The 18,972-nt window shown below is 62.2% G+C and carries 16 protein-coding genes and 1 pseudogene; 3 read left to right on the forward strand and 14 right to left on the reverse strand.

What is annotated here, in order from left to right; translation table 11 throughout:
* Nucleotides 1–14 precede the first annotated feature (14 nt).
* The 4 genes and pseudogenes from AC07FD_RS34035 to AC07FD_RS34050 form a co-directional block, all read right to left on the reverse strand.
* Nucleotides 15–2,318 (reverse strand): DEAD/DEAH box helicase, encoded by a 2,304-nt coding sequence (locus tag AC07FD_RS34035; protein WP_478353376.1) that lies wholly within the window; start codon nt 2,316–2,318, stop codon nt 15–17.
* Entirely contained in the window at nt 2,254–3,576 is a 1,323-nt protein-coding gene (locus AC07FD_RS34040) for an ATP-binding protein (protein WP_478353377.1), read from the reverse strand. Before AC07FD_RS34040 ends, AC07FD_RS34035 begins: the two co-directional genes overlap by 65 nt.
* Entirely contained in the window at nt 3,573–6,518 is a 2,946-nt protein-coding gene (locus tag AC07FD_RS34045; RefSeq protein ID WP_478353387.1) for a TerB N-terminal domain-containing protein, read from the reverse strand. Before AC07FD_RS34045 ends, AC07FD_RS34040 begins: the two co-directional genes overlap by 4 nt.
* A 447-nt stretch (nt 6,519–6,965) precedes the next feature.
* Nucleotides 6,966–7,205: pseudogene (locus AC07FD_RS34050) on the reverse strand (peptidoglycan-binding domain-containing protein); the annotation flags it as partial.
* 817 nt (nt 7,206–8,022) lie between these two features.
* Between AC07FD_RS34050 and AC07FD_RS34055 the strand changes: the two are divergent.
* The 3 genes from AC07FD_RS34055 (at nt 8,023) to AC07FD_RS34065 (ending at nt 9,711) form a co-directional block, all read left to right on the forward strand.
* Nucleotides 8,023–8,508 carry a toll/interleukin-1 receptor domain-containing protein gene (locus tag AC07FD_RS34055; protein ID WP_309486639.1) on the forward strand — a complete coding sequence of 162 codons (486 nt, stop codon included), beginning with the start codon at nt 8,023–8,025 and terminating at the stop codon, nt 8,506–8,508.
* A gap of 295 nt (nt 8,509–8,803) precedes the next feature.
* The gene (locus AC07FD_RS34060; protein ID WP_478353378.1) at nt 8,804–9,190 is read left to right on the forward strand and encodes a hypothetical protein; all 387 of its coding nucleotides are present in this window, start codon (nt 8,804–8,806) and stop codon (nt 9,188–9,190) included.
* Nucleotides 9,187–9,711, forward strand: coding sequence for an RES family NAD+ phosphorylase (locus AC07FD_RS34065; protein WP_478353379.1), 525 nt, complete (start codon nt 9,187–9,189; stop codon nt 9,709–9,711). Before AC07FD_RS34060 ends, AC07FD_RS34065 begins: the two co-directional genes overlap by 4 nt.
* 41 nt (nt 9,712–9,752) lie before the next feature.
* Here the strand turns inward: AC07FD_RS34065 and scpB are convergent, their stop codons facing one another.
* The 10 genes from scpB to AC07FD_RS34115 form a co-directional block, all read right to left on the reverse strand.
* Entirely contained in the window at nt 9,753–10,451 is a 699-nt protein-coding gene (gene scpB / locus AC07FD_RS34070; RefSeq protein ID WP_478353380.1) for an SMC-Scp complex subunit ScpB, read from the reverse strand.
* Between the two features lie 2 nt (nt 10,452–10,453).
* Nucleotides 10,454–11,410 (reverse strand): DUF1403 family protein, encoded by a 957-nt coding sequence (locus AC07FD_RS34075; protein WP_478353381.1) that lies wholly within the window; start codon nt 11,408–11,410, stop codon nt 10,454–10,456.
* 204 nt (nt 11,411–11,614) lie between these two features.
* Nucleotides 11,615–13,582 carry a relaxase/mobilization nuclease RlxS gene (rlxS, locus tag AC07FD_RS34080; protein ID WP_478353382.1) on the reverse strand — a complete coding sequence of 656 codons (1,968 nt, stop codon included), beginning with the start codon at nt 13,580–13,582 and terminating at the stop codon, nt 11,615–11,617.
* Nucleotides 13,583–13,779: 197 nt separating this feature from the next.
* Nucleotides 13,780–14,466 carry a lytic transglycosylase domain-containing protein gene (locus tag AC07FD_RS34085; RefSeq protein ID WP_378924805.1) on the reverse strand — a complete coding sequence of 229 codons (687 nt, stop codon included), beginning with the start codon at nt 14,464–14,466 and terminating at the stop codon, nt 13,780–13,782.
* Nucleotides 14,454–14,999: a S26 family signal peptidase gene (locus AC07FD_RS34090; RefSeq protein WP_095090253.1), complete on the reverse strand. Its 546-nt coding sequence runs from the start codon at nt 14,997–14,999 to the stop codon at nt 14,454–14,456. Before AC07FD_RS34090 ends, AC07FD_RS34085 begins: the two co-directional genes overlap by 13 nt.
* On the reverse strand, nt 14,996–15,235 hold the full coding sequence (locus AC07FD_RS34095; RefSeq protein ID WP_095090519.1) for a helix-turn-helix transcriptional regulator: 240 nt from the start codon (nt 15,233–15,235) through the stop codon (nt 14,996–14,998). Before AC07FD_RS34095 ends, AC07FD_RS34090 begins: the two co-directional genes overlap by 4 nt.
* Nucleotides 15,236–15,382: 147 nt before the next feature.
* Nucleotides 15,383–15,706 carry a DUF736 domain-containing protein gene (locus tag AC07FD_RS34100; protein WP_095090520.1) on the reverse strand — a complete coding sequence of 108 codons (324 nt, stop codon included), beginning with the start codon at nt 15,704–15,706 and terminating at the stop codon, nt 15,383–15,385.
* Nucleotides 15,707–16,243: 537 nt separating this feature from the next.
* On the reverse strand, nt 16,244–17,974 hold the full coding sequence (locus AC07FD_RS34105; RefSeq protein ID WP_478353383.1) for a ParB/RepB/Spo0J family partition protein: 1,731 nt from the start codon (nt 17,972–17,974) through the stop codon (nt 16,244–16,246).
* Nucleotides 17,975–18,051: 77 nt separating this feature from the next.
* Complete coding sequence (locus AC07FD_RS34110) at nt 18,052–18,468, reverse strand: DUF2958 domain-containing protein (RefSeq protein WP_095090254.1); 417 nt, start codon at nt 18,466–18,468, stop codon at nt 18,052–18,054.
* A 244-nt stretch (nt 18,469–18,712) separates the two neighbouring features.
* A partial coding sequence (locus AC07FD_RS34115; RefSeq protein ID WP_478353384.1) for a zincin-like metallopeptidase domain-containing protein occupies nt 18,713–18,972 on the reverse strand: 260 nt, incomplete at its 5' end.

Consider the following 18,972-nt stretch of genomic DNA (forward strand, 5'->3'; position numbering starts at 1 on the left):
ACCGATCCCGGCGGTTATGCGACTTCATGCGTCGTATCGATTCCCAGTGCGTTGGCGGCGATCAGTGGCAAGTCCTTGGCGCTGATTCTCTCCACCATTGTGACCAATGTCATCAGGTGATCGCTCAGGAACGTGTCGAACTTTGCCAATGCCGGTTGCGCCAGTCGTGCAGCAAGTTCTTTACCGTCTGGCGCCGGCAAATCAGCTATGTCCTGCAGAGTTTCGATGGTTTTCTCGGCCTCGCATTCCTGAAGTTCAATCCCATGCCCGAGATGCGATGCTTTGAACTCGCGCGACAGCAATGCCAGGGTTAGCGTCTGTAATTTCCTGGTTCCGACCCAGGGGAAGATCAGGACGCCCTCCCCATGCGCTATGATTGAACGGCTATCCAGCTGCAGGTCGAGGAAAGAACTCCGCGCCTCATCCAGCAGCCGGTTGGCGGCAGGATCGAGATAGGGGTACGCCTCATCGGATGCGAGAACCGCGCGCATTGTTGCCACCACGTGATCGTGGACGGCCGCCCCCTTGCCATTGAAATGCGGTGGCTTTCCAGCTCGTGTCGGCTTGACCATGATGACCCGGGCGCGATCGTCGATTTCGATGACTTGCCAGCGGCGCCCGGCAAAGATGATTGTTTCGCCCCGTGCAAGCGGAGAGCTTAGCGGATAGGTGCCGAGCGTGCGTGCATCGTGAATGATCCGATATTCTCGTTCCGTGGCGAAAACAGCATAGAATTCGTACGATTCCGTGATCTTTTCCCCGGTCTCTCCGATCATGAGCAAGCCTTCCGGAGATTGCTCTAGCAACCGGTTTTCAGGTGTGGCCATGCACCGGAGCAATTCGGCAAACAGCGTCCTGTCCACGGCTCGGAAGGGGCCGCGCTCGCATAACAGTTTCCAGGCCACCGTCGGGCTTACGCCCCCGGTCTGCACTATCAGTGCCATCACTTGATGGAGGAGCGTTGAAAGATGTAGCCCAGCTGGCAATGGCGGCTCACACCATCCAGCCCGCAGGCACTCGACCATCGCAATCGACTGAACCAGATCGAGGCGAAGCCGGTCGATTGGATGTCGTCCCTTACCGATGGAAGGCTCGATGACGAACATGCGCAGCGTTGCGGGCTTTCCGGCCCTACGGCCGGATCGGCCGAGACGCTGGCGAAGTGACGCGACCGAAAAACCCGGCCCGATCTGGGCTATTGTCTCCACCTCGCCAATGTCGATTCCGAGTTCCAGGGTGGTGGTCGCGACCGCCGTGGTCGGGCGCGGATCGTCTCGAAGCCGCGCTTCGACCTCCTCGCGCATGGCCCTTGCGAGATTGCCATGATGCGGGAAGAACTCATTTGGAAAGCTCGCTTCGTGGCACATCGAACGCAGCATGTCGGCATAGACCTCGACATTGGCGCGAGATCCGGCAAACAGAAGATTGCTCTGGCCGCGCAGCACACGAAACAAGTCGGACGCAAGCGCCGCTGGGACCGTCGATTGTTCAAAAGGTTCGGCCGGCTTTACCGGCGGATCGCTATCGTCTGCGGTAGCCGTGAGATCGCCTGGAGCGGTGCCGTCCAGCAGGTAACCGCGGATCTGCAAACGGACCCCGTTTCCCTCGTCCTTGCCTTCCACGATCGTGACGCTAGCGCCCTTGCCGGGCCGCAGCGCCTCGGCAGCCAGGCTCATGTCGCCAAGTGTTGCCGACAGCCCAATTCGATCGATGCGGTCTCGCGCGGTCGCCACTTCGATCCTGTTCAGGATCGACTGCAGCTGCATGCCTCGCTCGGTGCCAATGAATGCATGTAACTCATCGATGACCACCGCATCGAGGCGCGAGAACATCTGCGCAATCTCCCCGCCCCTGCGGACGAGCAACGCCTCAAGCGATTCCGGGGTGATCAGCACGACACCCGACGGTCGCTTTCGTGCACGTGTTTTGGCGTCCGCCGACACGTCGCCATGCCATTTGTGCAGGAGGACGCCGCTCCCTTCGCACAGGCTTTCCAGCCGCCGGTGCTGATCGTTGATCAGCGCCTTCAACGGGCTGACATAGAGGATGGCGAACCCATCGGCACTGACTGCGTGCTCGGCATGCCGGGTCAACAACGGCAGGAAGGCGGCTTCAGTCTTGCCGGCGGCAGTGCGTGCGGAGATCACGACATCGCCGCCCGCGAGTATGGCCGGAATAGCTTTTTCCTGGACATCCCGTAGCGACGGCCATTTCCGCTGCCAAATCCAGCGCCTGACGGGCTCGGAAAGCGTGTCAAATGCGGAGGGTTGCAAGCTCGTCGTCCGCTCCGCCTTCGGCGTCATCGATTGGCTGGTCACCTGCACCGCCTCGATCTTCCGCGACGTCCATTGTGCCGAGCATGTCTTTCCAATCTGTGCCGGGGTTTTGCTGGAGGACCGCGAGCAGATCGACGAAGGCTTTCACCGTGTTGCGCGGAGTCCGAAAATAAGCCTCGCCGATCCGGTTGGCGCAATGGTCCATAAAGGCATGGAGTGCCTCGTCCGGCACCAGCCATTTTTCCTGATCGCCGGCCGCGAAGACGTCGCGTAGCCGCTCCAGGAGATGGTAGAGTTCCTCCGGCGTCAGGTTCGGCAGATTGACCACCGGACCGGAATAGTCGGCCAGGCCATTGCCGGCAAAACTGTTCCCCGCAAGGCGGGATTGCAAGGCCTCGTACGAGTAAAGGCCGCGCCGCGTGTCGAGCAGAAATTCCGGTGTGCCGCCCAGAATGAAACCGATGCCCTGCGTCGTGCCCTGCAGGACATCGTTGAAGATGCGCAGGATCTGCTCGTAATTCTGTTTGCGGGCCTGGGCGCTCTGCAGCTTGTAGAGATTGACGAGTTCGTCGAGGCAGACCAACAGGCCGCCAAAACCAGCGAGCCTTGTGAAACGGGCGAGCAGCCTCAGGCCATCGTAGAAGGACGCGTCGTCGATGATGGTACGCACGCCCAGATCGCCTCGCGCCTCTGTCTTGGTCGTGTATTCGCCGCGCAACCAACGCAGCGCGGCGTCCTGCAAATTGCTGTTTCCTTCCTCGTAGCCCCGCGCATAGGCAACGATGACGGTTGCGAAATCATAGCCACCGACCATCTCGCGAAGATCGCCAAGGCCTTCCTTGATGGCGATTTCAATAGTCGTCCCGCTTGAGGAAGCGCGTTCGGATGCTTTTTGTATGTAGCTTTCCAGAATGTTTCTGAGCGCCCCTCCGTCTGGTGCCGTGCGGGCCGCGAGACTGGTGGCGAGCTCGGCATAGAGCGTACGCGCCTGCCCGCCGGTGGCGTGAATGCGGCGATCCGGAGAAAGGTCGGCCTGGCAGACGGCAAGCTTGCGCTGAAGTGCGATCTGCCTGATGAGAAAGAGGAAGAAAGTCTTGCCGGCACCATAGGCGCCGATGACGAGACGGATGCTCGACCCGCCGTTGCCGATCCGCTCTATGTCCTGGATCAGCGCTTCGATCTCACGCTGGCGCCCCACCTGAATATGCTGAAGACCGATGCGCGGTACGACACCGGCACGCAAGGCGCTGATAATGGTGTCTCGATCTCTTGGTTTGATAGGTGGAGGTTTTGTCGTCATGCTGACATTCCTTCGACGGATACGGTAAGCGACGGAGATTGGGGAGTAGCCTCGGAAAACAGGCTGGCGTTGACGATGACAGGGTCCTCGCCATCCAGGACGAGTTCGTCGAAGCGGTCGAGCGACCAATCGTTCAGTATTTGCTTCGCCGCGCCCGGCATCAGGTCGGCATTGCGCACCAAACGCTCAAAATCCGAAGCCGTCCAGGTTTCCTGCTCGATCAGTTGCGACAGAAGCCACGCATAGCGTCGCTCCAGTCCGTCGAAGCGCGCATCCCCATTGGACGTCTCGATTTCCTCGATCGCGGGCTGAAGCTCGATTGGCGGCTCTGCTTCGTCCACGAAGATATCGGCAAGGACGCTGGACGTGCTGCGGGTTTCGCGTCGGATCGCTTCGAGACGCGAGATGTCGACGCGCGTCGCAGGCGCGCCAGCAGACGCCGGCGACACCGGAATGCCGGGCGGCTGAATCCCGGCGGGGATAACCAGGGGAAGATCATCATTTCCGTCGCGCGGCCTTTTCTGCGGCGCGACACTGCCATGCAGTCGCGAATACAGCGAGTTTTCGTCCAGACCCATCTGCCGGAACAGCTTCTCGAGCTGCGACACTTCTCGCGCGTGAAGGGTTCCGTCTGCGGCTGCTACAGCCACCAATTCATCGGCGAGATCTTCGCGGCGGCCCGCTGGCACGTCCCCTATGCGTTTGGTCCAGTCCACTACGCGGCCGGCATCGGCTGCGCAGACCTTGAGCTCGGCTTTGAGGCGGACACGTTCGTCCCTCGAAAGACCGGGCGCCTCGTCTATCCTCTCGAAAAGCCTGCGTTCCTCCAGGGGGTGGAGGAGACCGTCGGCGAACGCAATCACCATGCCGAGCATGATTGACAGTTGCATGGGGCGGTAGTGCTGGCCCGGTTCGGGATCGGCTTCAGCTTCGCGCTCCAGGGCAAAGACCATTGCCAGTGCGTCTGGCTTTGAGGACTTCAGAGAAAAGCAAGGGTCGGCGGTGTTGCCATAGCCGAGGGCGGCCAGAATTCCCGACAGTTCCTTCTGCTTGGCCCGCGTGGCAATTTTGTCAGGCTCGATCCCGGCCAGTTGGGCGAGTTGCTGAATGGATACCAGAGCACCATCGCTCACCAGTTCCTGGAGCCGGCTCAAAGGCTGACCAGGAAGCTCTTCAGCATACTTCAAGCGCAAACCCAACGGTAGCTGGGCCACAGCCGCAAGGCTAGGCCTCAGTCCCTCCGAACGGCCGAGCATGCGGCTGTAGTTGTCGAGCCGATCCGTGCAGTCGTCGAAGATGCGACGTGCACCGCCTATCGGTTCGCTGCGGTTTGTGATGTCCGGGAGGTCACCGCCAAAGGGGCGGATTGCAAGATCGAACGTCCCGCTGCAGGCACGGTAGTTGACCTTCAGTTTTCGCACTCCGGCGGCCGAAACGCGCACGCCATTTGGATATTGCTTCTCCACCGCTTCCGCGAACAGCTCTCGCAAGAGAGTCTGTGCCCGTCGCGCCGGCGTTCGCACCCTCGTTTCGGGGTCGGCAAGAACGTAAGCCAACAAAAGGTCCGGCTCGATCGCCTCTCCGCTGCGCACCCGCATCCCCAGGGCGACCTTCAGCATTATCGGGATCTCGTAGCTATTTTCCTCGACCTCCAGATCAAGCTTTTCCGGCAACTGAGCCGATTTCAGCTGGTAAGCCGAAAGCAACTCACCAGCATAACGTTTGAACGAACCATTCCCTCCATACACCTGCAATAGTCGGCGAACCTCGACAACGACACCATCGGCGTCGGGCGGGCTTTCCTCCAGCATGAGGCGGCGTTCGAGACCATAGAAATAGAGGAACACGTATCCGATATAGGCGTCGGAATCGGATCGCGATCCGGCGAGCCAGTCCAGATAGGATTTTCGCGCCGCGGGCGAAATGCGCGAGTAGGACGGCCAGTAGCCCATCGTCTGACCCAGTGGATCGCCGTGAGCGCCCACGGTCAATCTCGGGTCGATCAGGCAGTTCTCCGGGTCGGTTGAACTGCCCTGCCTCGGCAGGTGCTCGCCTACATAGATCATGCCGCCGGGAATGTCATGGCTTCCCACCGTTGCTGCTGTATTCGCAGGAATCCAATATGCCGACTGGCGCGCGGCGGGGCTCGCTCGCACTGCGGGTAGCCGGTCGAACCACCGCGGGTGGTCCGTCCGGGCCGTGTTGGGAACAAGAATAGGGCCGCGCTGCCGAATGGGATCCGAAACCTGAGCATTATCCGATGCGGGCGATCCTTCGGTTGTTGGCGCTGCGGGGGCGACCTTGGTGTTCTGAATGCGTTGCCAATCCGCTTCTGCGGGAGCGGCTGAAGGATCGGGCACTGGTTTGGATGATCTAATGGCTCCGCGTTGTCTGATGAAGTCGTCGACAGCTCTATTATGTGCCGCGACAGAAGTCGCAATATCTGATGGCAATGCATGTTTCTGTTCGACCGGTTGTCTTCCAACTACAATATCGGCTGGAACGCTTGGATCGTTCCGAACCAAGCGGTGCCTGTTGCTTCTGGCCGATTGGTCGAGACCGCTATCAAGTTGGCTGTCCTTGCTTTCGGAACCCAACGGCTGCGTCTGATCCGTTGGGGCCGTAGGGGGAATGAGAACAGGACCGCGTTGTCGAATGGATTCCGTTATCTGAGCATTGTGCGATGCGAGCGATCCCTCGTTTGTAGTCGTTGCCGGAATGACCTTGGTGGTTTCAATGCTTTGCCAACCCGTTTTTGCGGGAACGGACGGCTGCCCGGCTGAAGGATTGGCCCTTGATTTGGGCAGTCGGATCGCTCGTCTCTGACGGATGAAATCGTGGACGGCGGCGTTGTGTGCCGCGAGAGAAGCCGCAATTTCCGCAGGCATGACCGGCTTTTGCTCGACTGGCTGTCTTCCAGCAGCATTGTTGGCTGGAACCATGCGAACGGTCGGGACATGGAGGCGATGCCTATCGGTTCTGGCCGACCGGTTGGGAATGCGTTCAGGTTCGCTGCGCTTGCTTTCGGATGCCGTTGGAACCGACCCCGCGGCTGAATTTCTTCGGCGTCTCCGCAGGAAGAAGAACGCGGCTGCGATCCCTAGCAGGCCCAAATAGGTCAAACGCGGCGTTGGGGTGGTTGGCCCCTCTCTGACCTTGTTGGGCTCCGGCGCCAAACGATCGGATTTGGCTGAAGCCCCCTCGGTGTGCGCCGGCAAAGGCGGCGCCGGGTGGACATCGCTACGAGCTTGCCCGGCTTCCCCGTTACTTGTCTGTGGAGTTGTCTTCGTCGGAACACCAGGCTGCTCCCAAGGCGACGGGTGCACATCCGCGGCTATGGGTGCCAACGGGTCACGCGTCGCCTGCGGCTGCGGAAAAAGCGCCGCTGACGTCGCTTGGTCCAAAGTACCAGTCTGAGGACGATTGCTCGCCTTCTGGAAAGCCTTGAGTGCACTAATGGACCGACGTCCCCAAATTCCGTCCGCGGTCCCGAGATTGTACCCATGTTCAGCAAGGGCCTGTTGAACCTGTCGCGCAGAATATCGGGAATCCTGGGCAGCTGCGGTGCCTGCAACACTCAGCACTGTCGCCAAGGCGACTGCCATCGTCCAATGAAACGGCAACCTCATCCCGTTTGCCCCGCCCTCCGGTTCTGAGCATAGCTGGGATGAGTTCTTTTGAGAACTCGCCCAGAAGTATTTCCAGTTCGAGCGGGAGCGGACGTTTAGTGGCGTATTTGACTGCCGTCTTTTACTGACCGTCAAAGCGAACCTTGCTCAAGCAATCACTTGCGATGACGGCCGCCTTAGGGCCGGAAGCTGAAGGTCGGCTTCCAGCTCAGGCCTCAGGGACAGCGGACATGATGTTGGGGTCCGATAAGGTTGGACGACCTACGCGCCAGTGTGACCTTCTTCCCCACATGATCCCGCCAGAGACCAGGCGTTTTAGGCGGTAGTCAACGAGATCAGACGAAGTCCCAAACCTTCTCGCAATATCATCAGAGCTCACCCGCTTTGCAACTGCTTCAATCATCTGAGAACGGGGAAGTACCTTGACACGGTAGCTGCTCACTCCGAGCATATTCTGATGACAGAGAATCGCGCAGGAGGGCAGGCAAAGCAATGCCCCCTGAGATGCGGCCCTGCGATCGGGGATGTTCACATACCGCCCCTGAATGCGTTGGCTCAGCGAGCTGCGGATTGGTGAAGGAGAAGAAAAGACATGGCTAGATGCACTGCACCAGTAAGGGGCCATCGCTCATCGGCCGCCGCAGCCGACTGTCCTGCATGCGGGAGCCGCTATGGCCGCTATAGCGGTTACCGCGGGTACGGCAGCGGCTATAGCAGCTCCGGATCATACTCGTCCCCTTCATACTCCTCCTCAAGGAGCAGCGGCGGGTCGGGGCGCCGCACCTCAAAGCCGCGCTGGTCGGGAGCCGGTTCGGCTGTGTGGTACACGCCTGAACAAGTGCAGGCGCTCACGCCGGTTCGCGAGAACGTTGAGAACCTAGCGGCGTCGCAGCCTGACCTTCGAGACGTGTTTCTCTGTCACGCGTGGGATGACAGGCAGGGATCCGCTAAGGAACTGCATGATCTGCTCGAAGCGCGCGGTGTTCGCGTGTGGTTCAGCGAGAAAGACCTTGGCCTCGGGGTGCCGATGATGCGGGCGATCGACAAGGGCTTGGTGAATTCGCGCGTCGGTATCGTTTTGGTGACCCCAGCTATGTTGCGACGCCTCCCGGCAGAAGGCATCGCAGACAAAGAGCTTTCGGCGCTACTCCGGCGAGAGCGGCTCGTCCCGGTTGTACACGGAACGACCTATGAAGAGCTTGAGCAGGTCAGCCTCCTGTTAGCCTCCCGAGCCGGGCTGAATACTGCCGAAGAGTCGATGGCGGAAGTCGCCGCCAAAATCGCCGAACTGGTCGCTACTTAGTCACGCCGGAGGTCAATCGAGGGCGAAGCGATGTTTTTCGGCGGATACCGCAGGTTTTCTGCGGCGACTTGGCTTCCTCCTGCACTTCGACAAATTCGAAAGTGAGTGTCTGCTTTCGCGGGCTCCATCTCGGAGCCTCAATGCCCGATTGTGGCGCGCATTGCTGCCGTCAGCCGGCAACCGCTACCAGGATGAGGAAGGACAAACAGGTCGCCGGAAGGCGCCAAGCCATTGTTCACTTGCTATGCGTTGGAATGTGCATATATTGTGCCTATGAGGAGGTCGGAGATTTGTCATGACCCACGCACAGCTCGCACAATCGAAAGTGGTCTCAGGCTTTGTCGACAGCCTTCAGGAGCCGCGTACGCCTTATATCTCGCCGAAGCGCCTGTCGCAGGCGCTTGGCGTGAAGGTGGCCAATCTGGCACAGTTGACCGGGGTTCATCGCAACACGCTCCGCAATCCCTCATCGGAACGCCTGCAGGGCCGGATGCGCGAGATGGTGAAAGTGATCTCGGCGGCGACGGAACTCACCGGCAATGTTGACAAGGCGATCTACTGGTATCGCAACGAGCCCATCGCGGACTATGGCCACCGCACGGCGGCCGAACTCGTCGCGGACGGCCAAGTCGAAGCAGTCCTGGCCTTCATCCGGGATCTCGATAACGGGGCGCGCGGGTGAAGGTCACCCGCGTCGGGCCGGACGAGATCTTCCATCGCTATCTGACACCCAAATGGGCTTTCCTGCCCACCAGTGGCGCGGGAGCAGCGATCGACGGCGGACGTTTCAACCGGCCAGGCGTCGAAGCGCTCTATCTGTCCCGTTCGACGCAGACGGCTCTTGACGAATACAAGCAGGGCGCCAGCATCGTCCCGCCGGCAACGCTTGCCGCCTACAAGATCACGCTCGGCGAGGTGGCCGACCTTTCGCAAGGGTTCGACCCAAATGTCTGGGACGGCGCCTGGCAGGAATGGGATTGTGCCTGGCGCCAGGCCGCTCGCATTGACAAGAAGATCCCGCCATCGTGGAAGCTCGCGAATCTGATCATCACTGCCGGGCTTCGCGGCATCCTGTTCCCGTCGCTGCGTCACGCCGGCGGCACCAATCTGGTGATCTTTCCGGCCAATCTTGTCGACGGCGATCATGTCGCGGTTCACGATCCCGATCACCGGCTGCCGCACGACCAGTCGTCCTGGTCGTGAGTCATCAACTGTCTCTGTGGTCGCAACGCGACAACGCCCGCTCACGACACCTGGTCCTCAACGACATCGTCGTCGCCCTCCCTGTTAGCCAAACCGGCTGGAATATCGCCGGCCAGGAGCTTTTCCTTCGACAGGAGCCCGGCATCTTCAAGCGCCTCGAAATCCGGCAGATCACGCAGCGTGTCGAAACCAAAATGGGATAAAAACGCCTTCGTCGTGACGTAGGTATAGGGCGCACCGGGCTGCGGCGAGCGTGGCCCCGAGGCAATCAGTTCCTGCGATCGAAGGATGCCGATCAGGTCGCGCGACACCTCCTTGCCGAAGAATGAAGACAGCTCGCCGCGGGTGATGGGCTGGAAGTAGGCGATGCACATCAGCACAAGCGCCTCCGACTGTGATAGCGGACGCGAAACATCGCCCTGACCCGTGGCGGTGCGAATGACATCGCCGAAGGCCTTCTTGGTGCGGTGCTGCCAGCCGCCGGCGACCGAGACCAGCTCATAGGGCCGGCCAGCGAGCTCGGCGCGGACGTCGTCGATGATCAGTTCGATATTGCAGTGTCTGCCGACGACGCGCGCCAGCGTCTCACGGGTCACCGGCTCAGCTGAGGCAAAGATCACCGCTTCGACCCGCCCCATCCATTCGCGCCAGCGCAGTTCCGGCGGCAGGTGCTCGAGTTCCGTATCGAGCAGCGTCGGCTGCTGATTGTTTTGCCCTTTGCGTGCCGCGGATCCGACCATCGTCACAATCCAAACAGCCGGAAGGAGTCGCGACCGGACAGCTCCCGTGCCGCCTCGAATGTCTGCAGCCGCTCGAACAGCCGCCGCGCCCCGAACCGCGACAGGGTCTTGGTGGTCAGCGAGCCTGACACGGCATCGTCGTCGAGCAGTTTTTTGATCACGTCCCCTGCCCCCTTGGCCCGCAGCTTTGGCGCGACCGCCACAAGCCGCTCGCAGCGCCGGGAGAGGTCCGCGGCCAATCCGCAAGCGTCGGCCGCGCCCTGCGCCAGCGCCAGGCACACGGCGCGCTCAAATTCCTTTTGCTGTCCTGGCCGAATTCGTTTAGCGCGGCTGTCACCGATTCGGAACGAAGGCGCAAACGCTTGGGCCATCAGCAGCGGCACCGGTTTAGCCCAGCGCAGTTTGTGCGCCAGCACAAGATCGGCGCACCACCAGGCCAGCAGTTCCGCTGTCGGCGACAGGGCAGCAATCTGGGTGGCGATCGCCGCGGCGGCAAACGGCGCCGGGCGGCCGGATCGGCCCAGCTCGTCGATCGCTTCCGGAAGATCAGCAAAACCGTCGTCCCAGCGCAGGCCGAGCAGCGCGACCACGTCGCTCAATCTTTCGGCGTCGATCGCCGGCGGCCGCGAGGCCAGCTGCCGCCACGCGGCCAAAAGGTTGCCGGCGGGACCGGGATCGCCGTCGGCAGGACGCAGATACCAGGCGTCGCGCAGCGCCGCCTCGTCCTCGGAGCGGCCTGCAAGACGCACGGCCGCGGCGGCGCATTTCAGTGCCAGCCGCTGGCGCCAGGCGCCGGCAAAGGCCGGTTCGGAGCGAACCAGATTATCGAGCGAATTCAGGGCGGCGCCGGCACAGAATGCGGCATCGGTGTCACGATCGGCGGGTCCGCCCGGCAACGCCCAGGCCGGCACGCGCGATGGGGGCGGTGAGACAACAGGCAAAGGATCGGCACGAATCATGCCACGGATGATAAATCGGTGGTGCGCTTTATACCACTATATCTGTATAAAAACGCACAGCCTGTCGTACGATAAAAACGAACGATAATGTTGCATTATCAGTCTTTTAGATGCTGCGGCATCTATGCCGCCACCAACGACTGGCGTACTCCTTCCGGCAGGGCACCCATTCTGGCGCACAGGCAATGAATCCGTGCCGCCATGTCACGAAACGCTCGGCCCGCTCCTCTGCCGGCCGATGGTCCAGGAAATCCCCTCCCCGCGCACGATACCGGAAACCTCCTTGCCGAAGTATCGTTCGAGCACCGGCCGCCACGGTACGAGGGTGAATTCGCGCGATTTCTCCACGACGGCATATTTGCCGCTGGCTAACTCAACTGATCGGCGCAATGTGCCCTCTATCCGATCTCCTGCCCGGGCTTCGACATAGGGCAGACCGAGCTCGCCCGACAGTTGACCGGCAACACGGTTCAACTCTCGCTGACGCAAGACCGAAATCATGTTGGCGCGGTAGACGATACGCCCTTGCTCTTCGTCCGCGAGCGCTTGAGCGATCAGCCACTGCCGCCGGCGGGCCTGCGCCTCCCCGACCTCGTGGCCGAAGCCGGTATTGCGCAAGGGCTCCGGCGCATCCGAAACCAGCTCGCGGTCGAGCCAGGTGGCGCCGTCGAAGCTAACCTGTCGCGCCAACGGGATCGATGACAGCTTTTCAACGATCACAGGCTCGGCTCTGGCCCGCTGGCGCTCGTAATCCGCGACACGGTCCAGATGGTCCGGCGCGATGATCCAAGTGCCATCCGGCTCACGCTCCACGCCGCCGGTAGCACGCCGGATCGCCTCCAGTCGACGGACATGCGTTTCGGCGAAACGCTCGGTGGCCGATCGATCATGCTTGAGATGGATATCAATACTGTAGCGCCCGCCACTGGTCGCGGCGATATCGGCAACGGTGCGGTCGACCTGCCTAGGTTCGGTGTTCCTCGGCGTGACACGCACGATGTACCCGTCGGGCGTCGGTTCCGTCGCCTCGCCTTTGCCGATATCGATGTAATGGCTTTTGCCCTCCATCCCATCGAGGATCAAGTAGTGCCGGTCGTTGATTTCGTCGGCCAGGCCGCGAGCGACAACACGGCCGACCACAGGCTCGGTCTTCAGTTCCGCATCGTGGACGACATAGTCTGCGGCACTGCGGGCGAGCCCCTTTCCGGTCAGCTCGCGATGCATGGTCTTGATGATATCGCCGCGCTCGCCGATGCGGCGCAGCGTCACTTCAAGCTCATCGTCCAGGCGCCAACGGCCCGGAGGGGTCTCCTGGGCAAGTCCCATGCGCTCCAGTTTGCGCAGGCGGCCCTGGTGCAACGTTTGGCGAAACGCGTCGCGGCCGGCCGCCGAGACGAAACCGTCATCGTCGCGCATGCGCAGCAGCTGCCGGTCGATGCTGGTGAAGCGTTCCTGGTCCATTTCCTGGCGCAAGCGCTGCTCGATCTCGCGGTCGGTGCGGGGACCAAGATCGAGGCTGACCAGCTCGGCCGCCCGCTCGCGGATTCCGCTCGAAACATATTCCCGCGCGATGACGAGGTTTTCGTCGCGGTCATCCTTCCCGCGAACTGTGATGTGGGTGTGCGGATGGCCGGTGTTGAAATGATCGACGGCGACCCAATCGAGCCTAGTGCCGAGGTCCTTTTCCATCTGCGCCATGAGCCGCCGCGTGAGCGGCTTCAGGTCGTCGTACTCAATGCCGTCTTCGGGCGCCACGATAAAGCGAAACTGATGGCGGTCTCCATCCGCGCGATCGAGGAACTCTTTTCCGTCAACGCGATCCTTGTCTGCGCCGTAGAGCTCGCCCGGCTCACCCTCGCGGGTGACACCGTCGCGCTGGATGTAACGCAGATGAGCACGCGCCCCGTCCTGCCCCTTGCCGGCTAGCCTGACGATGCGCGCCTTGACCATCACCCGGCGCTGGCGGAAGGCAGCGTATCGATCGCGCGATCTGAGTAATGCAGCAGCCGCCCCGCCTCGCCCTGCCCGGCTTCCGGTAAAGCGGCCGCCGCGCATGGGCTTGCCGCCTGCTCTGTTGATCGCCGCCCTGACCTGTCCAGCGTAGCCTTTGCCTGCCTTCGAGCCGTTAGACCGGATTTTGCCTAGCTTCGGCGTGAACTCATCGTCCTGCATGCCGGCCTCCAGCTAATCAAGAGTGAGATCAAGCGCTTATGCGCCCCAGCCTCCTGCGGTCGGTAGCAGCCTCTTGGAAAAACGATGTGCAGACAAAGACTTGACTGCCGCCTGGAGGCGGTACCTTTATCTTGCCTTCCGCCGACCCTGCTTCTGCCCCCGCCCAGCCGCCCTCACCGACCCGCAGCCGCCAGCCCTCACCGGCTGTCCGGCTTGCTTGTCCCAAGGTGATCCTTCCCGAGCGGCACCAGAATTTTGCCGTTCGATTTGCGCGCCAGCTCGCCGTTCCGCAGAAAAAACAGCGATCCTCCGGAGGGAGCTTCTGGTGCCTTTGCACGCGGTGATTTGCCCTTGAACTGATCCATGTCGGCGGCCGAAACCCCGGCCGCCGTTAGCCCTTTCAGATAAGCAACCGTCTCATTTGGAAGCGGTGTTCCGCGTTTCAAATGCGCCGCATAGCGTACCGGTCCAGCGTTGTAGGCGGCGAACAGGCCGGGGAAGCCGAAGCGGTCATACATGGCGCGCAGATAGGCGGTGCCGGCCAGGATATTGTCGTGCGGATCGTGCGGATCGGTGCCCAGACCGTGCGCGGCCCGCATGTCCTGATAGGTGCCAGGCATGACCTGCATGAGGCCCATGGCGCCGGCGCGCGAAGTGATGGGACGGCCATCGAGCCTGGTCTTGCCGTCGCTCTCGGCATCGACGACGGCGTAGATCCAGGTTTCAGGAATACGGAAGCGCCTGCTTGCTTCCGATACGAACTTCTGCCACTTTTGAAGCTGCGGACTATGGGAGATGGCGACCGGCTCAGCGCCGGTCGAGGCGGAACAGGCGCATGGCGCAAGGGCGATCATGCCCAGCATCAGGAGGGTCAGTCGGTCCATAGCGGCACCAGCCTCCCGATGACATTCGAGGCCGGGACCGGCCCGAAATAGCGGCTGTCGAAGGAGCGGGGCGTCTCGCCATTGAGCAGGAAGACCTCGTCATCGACGAGCTTTCGACACGCGTTCCACCATGGCAGCGCGCGGCCTTGAATGTCGGTTGCGAGGCGGCGCGCGACGATCGCGCCGCCGATGATTATGGCTTCGTTGAAGGTACAGACATGCTCGTGCGGCAGTGCAGCGATGCGCTTGACCAGCGGCACGTTGCGGGGCAGATAGCCGCGTTTTTCGGCGAGATCGGCGACCGCTTGCGCGGTCCGTACAAGCACCAGATCGCCGCGCGCCGGTGCTGCCGAAGCGACCAAATAAAGGCCTAGCGGCGCGCTGGCCGAGGCGTTCCAGACCAGCCAGGGCGATGGTTTTTCGAAGGCGGTGAAGCCGATGAGGCCGACGCCAATCGCAGCTATGGCGATTGCCTTACGGACCCGAATTCGCCGCAAACGGCTGCCGATCAGACGGATGGGGGGACGACTCATGACCGGCCTCCATGCTGAGCGTCGGAGTCCTGCTGGCGTCCTTTTGACCACTCATCGAGTTCGTCGATGTGGTAGCGGACATAGCGGCCGTGCTTGCGGAATTTCGGGCCACCGCCGGTGAGCCGCATCTTTTCCAGGGTGCGCTGGGACAGTCCGATATAGAAAGCAGCCTGCGCTGTATTGAGGAACGGGCTGCCCTTCTTGGCGCGGGCCGCGCGCTCGTTTTCGTCGTCCATGATCATCCTCGTTCGCGTGGGAGAAGCGAGGAGGATGATCGCGTGAGGGCGCTTCAGGGACGGGCGAAGAGTCGGACCATGGGTTTTCGCCGCCCCTTGAGAGGAGCCCCCGCGCCGGCTGGGGCGCGAGGGCCTGGGGCTTGCCGATCAGTCGACCGGGTTCCAGATGATGGCGTAGGTTTCGTCGTCATCCTGCCCGGCGGCGCGGCCGAGATTGGCGTAGAGCTTGCGCGGGCCGAACTCAGGGGCGGCGATTGACAGGCTCACATAGTCCTTGCCGGAGGTCTCGCCGGTGCGGATCCAGCCCGCGCCGACCTCGACGCCCTGCGTCAGCACCCGGAAGTCGGGATGGTTTTCGGCACCCTTGGCCTGGTTGGGCACGATGTCGATGTCGGCGCGGACGCTGAGCGTCTTGAGCTGGCCCTTGTAGCCGCCGTTGTCCTGCTTGGTGACGTAGCCGATCGCGGTCATGTTAGTCTCCTTTTGCTGTTCGCCGGGGACCATTCCCCTGCGATGGCGGACCGTGATGGGCGCGTCAGGAACGCCTGAACCCTTCAGGGCCGCAGCGACAGCGAAGGACCCGAGCGGACGGCTTTTTTTGAAGCGAAGCGGCGCGAGGAAGCCGCCGCAGGCGGCGGGGAAAAAAGCTGGCGGCGAGGGTTTCGGGCGGGCCGGATCGCCCATAGGTCGACAAGCCAGCCGCAGGGAAATGGTCCCTGAAGACACATGGAGACAGGTCGCGCTGACCGCGCTGCATGCAACAAGCAGACGACGGCAAGGTGGGGCCGTGGACGCTCGGAGGCCGTGCCGACGACAGCTGGGGCCGATCAGCGCTGGCGCTCTGCCAGCCATGCGGGTGTGGTGATCATTGGCCGATGGCGAGGAGTTTGGCGGTCGGATCTTACTGCGGTTGCGAACCGCCAGGGACGGCTGAATGCCGAAATCCACCCGACCGGAACGTCGCGTGGGCGGCGGTAAAGGGAGGTGCCGCCGCCCGAGCGAGAGGGGTCATTCGGAGCCGAACAACGCGCGGACTTTCGCCCACTGATCGGCGGTGCGGAAGCCGCCGCGACCGGTATAGGTTTCGGCAGGGACTTTCATCCGGCGCGGCAGCCATTGGTCGACCTTGTGGCGGCCGTTCTCGCCGCAAAGGAAGTCGCGGATGATCTTCTTTTGCGTCTTGACCTTCTCCGAAACATTGCCGTCCGCGACGTGCTTGCCGGCTATATCGGCCAGCATGGCGTTGGCGATTTCCCTGTCGCGAATGAGGTCGAAGAAGGCCTCGTCCGGCTGCCAGCAGGCGCCGATATAGACATTCAGATGGTTGCCGAGCGCCTCGACCACAACACTTCCTGCCTGCAAAGTCTCGCCCATGACGATGGTGAGCGCGCGCATCACGTCTTCGTCGGGAAGCGCCAGGAGGCGGGCAAAGACGCTCGCCGTGGCATGATCGTCGCTTTTTCCCCCGGCGACGGTTCTGTTCTCATCGGCCATGTTCAGCAGGGCCAGGACCGCGCGGCGTTTTTCGGCGAAGGCGGCTTCGGCCTTGCCGTTCGCGAGGCTCGCGGCCACCGCCTCGTTGGCGGCGCGTTGCGGTCCGGGCCGCACGTGCCAGAGACCCGAACCGGTGATGGCATGGGCCACCATCAGGCGCAGTGCTGTGCCCGCATGATCGAGCATGGCGGCGCGCACGGCGGCGTGGCGATGCAGATCGACATAGTTCTGCATTGGGCCAGAAAGCTCGGGGCGTGACGGCTTGGCGGGCGTGTCTGCTTCCTCACCGGCATCGGCTTTCCCGCGAGCGCGGCGGGCTTCTTTGTGCGACAGCCAGCCTTCGTGACACTCGACTTCGCCGCGATGCGAGACGGTGATGACGACCTTGCCGCCTTTTTTCTTCGGCGTCTTTTCGTGGTCCCATGAGTGGAAATACTGGCCGGGTTCCAGCACCACCACTTCGGCCCAGCCGGCTTCCAGATAGGCGTCGCGTCTGGCGGCAATTATCGCGTTCTGCTTTTCCCAGAACAGATCGGCATCGGCGAAATAGCTATCCTCGCCGAACAGGTCGCACACCATCAGACCGGGGTAATCCTCGATTGGAAAGAGCGCCACCTTGGTGGAAATCGACTGGCCGCCGAACAGCCACTGCTTCAGCTGGAAGCCGCGCGGCGGGTATTGCTCGGGATCGGCAAGAAGCGCCAGCCGGTCCTGTTGCTGCGCCTTCGAGGCCATGGTGAGATGGCGCGCGGTCTCGGCGTCGATTTCGTCGCGCCTATAGGCCTCGCGGAGTTTCGGCAGCAGGTCGCCAAGCGCCAGGATGCGTTTCACGGCAAGCTCGGTGATGCCGAAGGTGGCGGCGATGTCTGGAACGGTGCGGCCCTGCTTGATCAGCCGCGAAAACGTCTCCCACTGCGATACTTCATCCGGGTCGAGGCGGGCGATGTTTTCGATCAGCGAGGCTTCGAGCGCATCGGCGGCGTCGCCGTCTTCCATGATGGCGCAGGGCAACGGTTCGGCTTCGCCACGCTCGTTGGCAATGGATTTCGCGGCGAAGTAACGCCGGCGTCCGGCGACGATTTCGAACATGTCGGGCGCGCCGTTGGGCCGCATCAGAAGCGGCACGAGAACGCCGCGCGCGCGAACCGAGGGCAGAATGCCGGACACGTCCGGGGCGCGTCTGGCATGGCGCATGTTGACGGCGGAAATGTTGAGCCGGTCGATTGCAATGTGGGCAAGCTGCATGGTTTTTCTCCTTTTCTTCGGTTGGGATTGTCCTGACGCGAGGCGCGACAAGCGGCGCGGCAGGGACGGTTTTGCGCCTAGCGGCGCTCTCTCGCCACGTCGGGCGAAAGCTCAAAATGGCGCTTCGAGAGTACGCTTGCTGCCTGTCGAAGAAGCTGTTCGGCCTCGGTGATATGGCCGGCGAGGCGCGCGGCCTGCGCATGGACCGAGAGCGGGAAGCGGCCCTCGAAATGGAGGTCGCGCTCGATGCCGAGGCCAAGCGGACCTTTGACGGTTTGAAGCTCGGCAAGGCTGACGCTGCCGAGTTCGGGGTACCCGAACCCGAGGTCGCAAAGGCCGAACAGCGTGTCGCCGTCGGGGTCGAGTTCGGTCAACAGCCAGGTCGCCGCGCCTGCCGGATCAAACAGCTTCACGACCGGCTGATGGTCGGTTTCAACTTGCGCCGCGCCGTTGGCGAGAAGCCGGGCGCAAAGGTCGTCGGTGATCAGGATCATGGCAAAAACTCCTTTTTCAGAACAGGTCGAGTTGATTGCGGGCATTCGGCGGGAGAAAGGTTCGCTGGACCTTTCCCTGATCCGCCTCACCAGAGGCCGATATCGAGCGGCTTTTGCGCGGCACGCGGCCGCCTCCATGAGGCGGTCGAGCCAGTCGCGCGGTGATCGGGCGGACACCGGGGACGAGTGTTTGCTCGTCTTGCGGCGTCGTCTCGCTCTGGAGGGGATGGGAAGCGCACGGCGCTCATGCCGCGATCCCCTCCTGCGGCGGCTCGGCTTCATCGTGGTGGAAAGCGAGCAGCAAATCGGCGGCTTTCGAGGCGCGGCTGGCAGCGCTGAAGATGGCGCGATTGTCCTCGCGCAGCACCTTCAGCCATGAGCCGATATAGCCGGCGTGGCGCACGGTCGGCTCGATGCCGAGACTGCTGCAGACAAAGGCTGCGGCGATTTCGACTAAATATCCTGACAGTCCAGCCCCACTCTGAAATTTTTCCGCAATGAAGA

It is taken from the genome of Mesorhizobium waitakense, from assembly GCF_056431085.1.